The sequence below is a fragment of the Paenibacillus maysiensis genome, from assembly GCF_000520815.1.
In the GTDB taxonomy this organism is placed as follows: domain Bacteria; phylum Bacillota; class Bacilli; order Paenibacillales; family Paenibacillaceae; genus Paenibacillus; species Paenibacillus maysiensis.
Map to the genome: position 1 here is coordinate 1 of NZ_ASRY01000299.1, position 5,163 is coordinate 5,163.

Sequence of the window (5,163 nt, forward strand, 5' to 3'; positions counted from 1 at the left end):
CAATACGCGGAGCTTGAGCTTGATCATCAGACGACTTTCCGGTTGCATTAGATATTGCCGCTGATTTTGAACCATCGCTCTGATTCTGTCCGGCCTGTGTTGTTCCTCCCGAGCATCCGGCCAGCAACAAGATCACGATGCCGATTAACATATAAAAACAAAACGATCTTCCTTGAGCCGATGCTATATACCGTTTCATGAAAATCCAGTCACCTCAATTCAAAATATAGAAGCAGCATGAGCCTCAACTTTTCGGGTAATGAAATGCTGACAAGTCTTGATGCCAGGGCACCAAGACTTGCTTGCATACAAGCTATTCTGTTATTGAAGCAGGTATGATGCTCCTGCGTCCTGATGTTATTTTGCTTTCAGGCTTGCTTTATCAAATTGAAACTGAACTGTATACCAGTGATCATACGGCACTCCGCCAAGGACCAAGCCAGGCACAATGACGTGTGTGTAAGCACTGATTTTCTGAGACAAGTCCCCGACTTCAAATTGAACGACACGGGTATCGCCGGATGTCGAAATGACCTCCACATCTTTCAGGCTACCGTTCTGCTCCACTTGAAGAACAGGCATCCAAGAGCTATTTTTCAAAGTAACTTGAATATAACGCTTGTCTCCCTTTTCAATCAGTGTGGCTGGCTTGTCGAGGTATCCATCCATGACGGAAGCTTCGCTCGTTTTATCTTTAAATACATTGTAACTGATCGTGTATTGCTTTTCGGAAGCTAAGGTTTGAGCTGGTTGCTCAACTACAGGTTTCGTTTCAGCCACAGGTGTTGGCGTTTCTGCTGTCCGCTCAGTAGCTGGTGCGGTTGTAGCTGCATTGAGTCCCTCACCTTTAAGCGATGCACGGTCAAATTGAATTTGTCCGCCGAATTTTTCATTCAAAATGAATTTCTCAGGCAGGTATACCTGTGTGTACACGCTCAGCTTTTTGTCCAGATCAGGCACTTCAAAAGCGATGGTGCGCGTGTCACCTTTCGTGTTGGAACCAACAACGGTCGGGTTGGCATAACGGCCTTCAAAGTCTGTTTGGAACAGCTTCAGAGCCTGATTGTCCGTAACGGTCAGATGTGCTTGCACTTTGCCATTCTTCACAACCAGCTTCGCGAGACTCTGTACAAAAGGAGCTACAAGGGATTCCTTGTCTGTTCCGTTCGCCAGCACACGGAAATTCGCTGTGTACTCTCCATCGGCTAAATTGCTTTTCCCTTTTTCAACTTCGCTTGTCTTTTTATCGTTGTAATACGTTACATCGCTAGTATCGAATTTGAATTCAAAATCGTATACCTTCTCCACACGATCCTCAGCTTTGAAGACCATCGGAGCAGCACTCGCTACCTTCGGAGCTTCGTAGACAACCAGTTGTACTTTTACGTTGTTCTTAAAGTCGCTTACGCCAAAACGAACGTTCTTGGTATTGCTTGCTGCATCTTCCTGGGTCACTTCTGCGTCTTTGTAGCCTCCGCTTGCAGTATCCCAAATGCGCAATGCCTTCACTTCGTTGCTTTTTTGCAGCTTTAGACCAACAAACCGTTTGTCGCCTTCCACAACCAATTGCGCTGGTTCATTGGCAATAAAGCGTTGAGCCGGAGAATTCTCTCCTGTTGTTCCATCCGCTAAAACAATACTGAATTTCAAAACATATTTACCATTAGCGAGCTTGTCAAAATCCAATTTGGCGATTGGATCTGGTGACCCTGAAGAGGACGGTTCGACAAAGCTGCGAATGGTAGCAGGCTCGAATTGATACTGCACATCATATACGTGGTCATAAGGGATGCCACCCAATTCCAGACCCGGTACGATGACATGTGTATTCACTGAAACTTTATCCGATAGATCTGCGACTTCAAATTGTACGGTTCTTGTATCTGCGGAGGTCGATTGATCAATAACCAGAGCCTCTGCACCGTTTACCTTGAACGTCTTAATCCAGCTGCTCTTGTCCATTTTGATCTGGATCAAATTTTTGCCGGATTGCTTCAATAGAGTGGCTGGTTTTTGCATATAACCATCCATCACAGATATTTCATTGCTTCCATTTTTGAGTACAGAGAAATCAATGCTGTATCTGCCGTTCTCAGCCCCAGGAGTTGTACCGCCATCCGTTCCTTTAACCGCAATGCTGCTACGGTCGAATTTGAGGCGGATCGCATGATCCATTTCATAAGCGGTTCCGTTGTAGCTGGTACTAACATGAACCTGCGCATTTAAAATGGCATCCAAATCAGCCACTGGGAACTTCACAATGCGAGTATCGGCTGCTTTATCCTCACTCACAGTGCCTGCGTCCGTTAACGTTCCGTTTTGTTCGGTTTTAAACTTCGTTATCGTTGCACTGTCCTTGATCTGGATGGACACTTCATATTTGCCTTTAGTCGCTGTCAATGTTGCTGGCGACACCAAGTACCGTGCCATCGAAGAGGCTTGGTCCTTGGTTGCGTGCAGCGCATCAAAGTTGATGGAATACGTTCCATCCACCAAAGTCGAAGGTGTACCCGGATCAGGGGTAACACTGCCGTTAAACTGGATTTGAACATAGTACCAATGATCGTATGGTACTCCGCCGAATTCCAAACCAGGCACGATAACGTGGGTATAAGCGTTTACTTTGTTAGACAGATTGCCTACTTCAAACTCGATTGTACGTTGGTCACCCTCAGTGGATACCGTAGTGGCTTCTTCGTATTTTCCGTTCTGTTCTGTTTGGAAGGATGGAATCCAACTGCTGTTTTTAAGTGTCAGTTGTACATACCATTTGCTCTCTTTTTGAACCAGTTTAGCTGGTTTTACAGCATAGCCGTCCATAACGGAAGCATCTTGCAATTTATCTGTCAAAATCGTGAAGTCAAGGCTTCCTGGTTGTAAAGGAACTTCGGGTTCTGGTGATGTTACAGGCGGAGTCGTCTCCTCTGCAACCTTTATTGTAGATGGATCAAATTCAATCGAGTTTTCTCTCTTTATATTTTTAAAATTAAAATCCACATCAATTTTCCGAGTTAAATCATACACGTCAAATGTTACAGATCTTTGATTATACTTGTCTCCTGTTTGGACCAAATCTGAAACATGAGCAGAGATACCTTCTCCATTTTGTTTAAATACAAAATCCGTTAATAATGGTTCTGTTGGATTATCAATATTCAAAGAAACATGATACGTAGCTTGTCCGACTGACGCATTATACTCTACTTTAAAAGTAGCTGGTTTCACAAAATAGAGAGCTTGTGGTGAATTGTTGCCTGTCTTTCTATTCTTCACTGCATATTCAATTGAATATTTATTGGATTCCTGAATGACGCTGGGGCTCTGTACCTCTGCAACTGAAACCACACCTCCCGATGGTGCCGTTTCGTTCTCTATCGGGGTTGTTTCCGTCATACTTGGTTCTATCGAATATACATCCTCACTCACAGAGGTTGCAGACGCACCAGATTCAGTTGATGTGACAGTATCCTCGGCAGATACAACTGGTGCAAACGGGAACACAACCGAAAGCAGCATGGCAAAGGTCGCTAACGTTATTAAGTATTTTCTAAATTGCCTCTTCAAGTGTATTAATCCCCCTACTTAAAATATACTCATTTGAAGCTCTCCCGAACTTCAAATGAGTATTCAAATCCATGCAATGTCTCTGTATTAATTAATCGTATCTTCATCAAAACCAAATTGAACGATGTAATCGTGATCGTATGGCACACCGCCAGTGTATTCTTTTGGTACGCTTACGTGAAGTTTAGCGTTCAATGGTGCGGACAAATCGCTCACCGGAAACTCAACCACTCTTGTATTACCGGATGTACTGACTACAGTTGCATTCACATATTGACCATTTTGTTGTGTCTTGAATTCAGTGACCCAAGCGCTTTTGGTAATCGTCACTCTAACCTTGTATTGACCATTAGCAGCAATCAAGGTAGCTGGCTTCGCCACATAACCGCCTGTGTCCATGTAGGAAGGTGAAGTTGTACCATCTTTGTACACTGTGTAATCAATGGTGTACGTACCGTTAGGCAAAGCCGCATTCGCTTTATTTGCAGAAAATGGAGCTAGTACAGCAAATACCAGAGCAGCCATCAATACAGTCAGCATCACTTTTTTTAAAGACAATTTTTCCATACGGTTCATGATCATGTTCATGTTCTCAGTCTCCTTTTACGTTTTATTTTGGATTAGATTTCGTCGAATTGCAGTTGTACGTCATACTTGCCTGTGTAGCCAATGACTGGAATGGTGATTTCAGCGTAAGCGTTGACTTTAGCATTCAGGTCAGCAACTTCGAATTCCACTACGCGAGTGTTGTTGGCAGTATCTGTGCTTACCACAGTCGCATCTTGCAGTACACCGTTTTGTTTCACTTTGAACGTTGTGATCAGATTGCTGCTTTTCACAGTCAAACGAACAACATTTTTGCCATTAGCTACAATAACCTGAGCTGGCTTCGTCAAATAGCTATCCAGACGGGAGGTTTCATTCGTTTGATCTTTCAGAACGGTATAGTCTACTGCATACGCGCCGTCAGCTGCTGCCGCTTTAGCAGAGAACGGAGCAATAACCGCAAAAACAAGCGCTGTCATGATCAATGCAACGAGTACCTTTTTGAAAGAAAACTGCTCAAAGCGATTCATTACCATATTCATATCTACACACACTCCTCCATTTTTTATGCTTGAATTTATGTTGATTTCATGAACGATAAGATTGCTTGAATTTACTTTTTAGAAGATTTGGTTGATTTCGTTGACTGGTCGGCAGCTACCTTTTTGACACTTTTGGAATCAAAAGCGAAGCGAATGGTATAGTCATGATCGTAGTTATACGCAGGGACGGTAACATGAATTTTTGAAATCAGCGGGCTGTTCACAGTTATAATTGGAAATTGTACAGTGCGGGTATCGGTTTTGGTATCCTTGTGAATGACCTTTGTGTCGATAATTTTGCCTTTGTAATCCACTTTAAACCCGGTTGTCCATTCGCTGTGATTCAGCTTAATTTGCATGGTCATTTGGCCTTTTTTTACATACAGCTTGGCTGGCTTCTCAAAATAATCATTAGCCATGGATACAGAATCGTTTTCGGCCTTGAGAATATTGTATTTAAGCGTGTATGTACCATCCGCCAATTTTGTAGAAGCCGTAGCGGCTAACACAA

Annotated in this window: 4 protein-coding genes and 1 pseudogene; all 5 read right to left on the minus strand. The window is 43.3% G+C overall.

Features of this window, described 5'->3' with window-relative positions:
• A pseudogene (locus L696_RS29890) lies at positions 1-199 on the minus strand (heme ABC transporter substrate-binding protein IsdE); the annotation flags it as partial.
• Between the two features lie 158 nt (positions 200-357).
• Positions 358-3,564 (minus strand): NEAT domain-containing protein, encoded by a 3,207-nt coding sequence (locus L696_RS0123345; RefSeq protein ID WP_049827508.1) that lies wholly within the window; start codon positions 3,562-3,564, stop codon positions 358-360.
• Between the two features lie 87 nt (positions 3,565-3,651).
• Positions 3,652-4,152: an NEAT domain-containing protein gene (locus tag L696_RS28940; RefSeq protein WP_049827509.1), complete on the minus strand. Its 501-nt coding sequence runs from the start codon at positions 4,150-4,152 to the stop codon at positions 3,652-3,654.
• Between the two features lie 32 nt (positions 4,153-4,184).
• Complete coding sequence (locus L696_RS0123350; protein ID WP_025685806.1) at positions 4,185-4,652, minus strand: NEAT domain-containing protein; 468 nt, start codon at positions 4,650-4,652, stop codon at positions 4,185-4,187.
• A 71-nt stretch (positions 4,653-4,723) separates the two neighbouring features.
• Positions 4,724-5,163 (minus strand): heme uptake protein IsdC (gene isdC / locus L696_RS28945; protein WP_049827510.1); only part of this gene is annotated, 440 nt, incomplete at its 5' end.

What these genes read in the sequence shown, in the direction of transcription:
- L696_RS28940 (WP_049827509.1), bottom strand. Translation starts at nt 4,152, where the DNA reads ATGAACATGATCATGAACCGTATGGAAAAATTGTCTTTAAAAAAAGTG.
- L696_RS0123350 (WP_025685806.1), bottom strand. Translation starts at nt 4,652, where the DNA reads ATGAATATGGTAATGAATCGCTTTGAGCAGTTTTCTTTCAAAAAGGTA.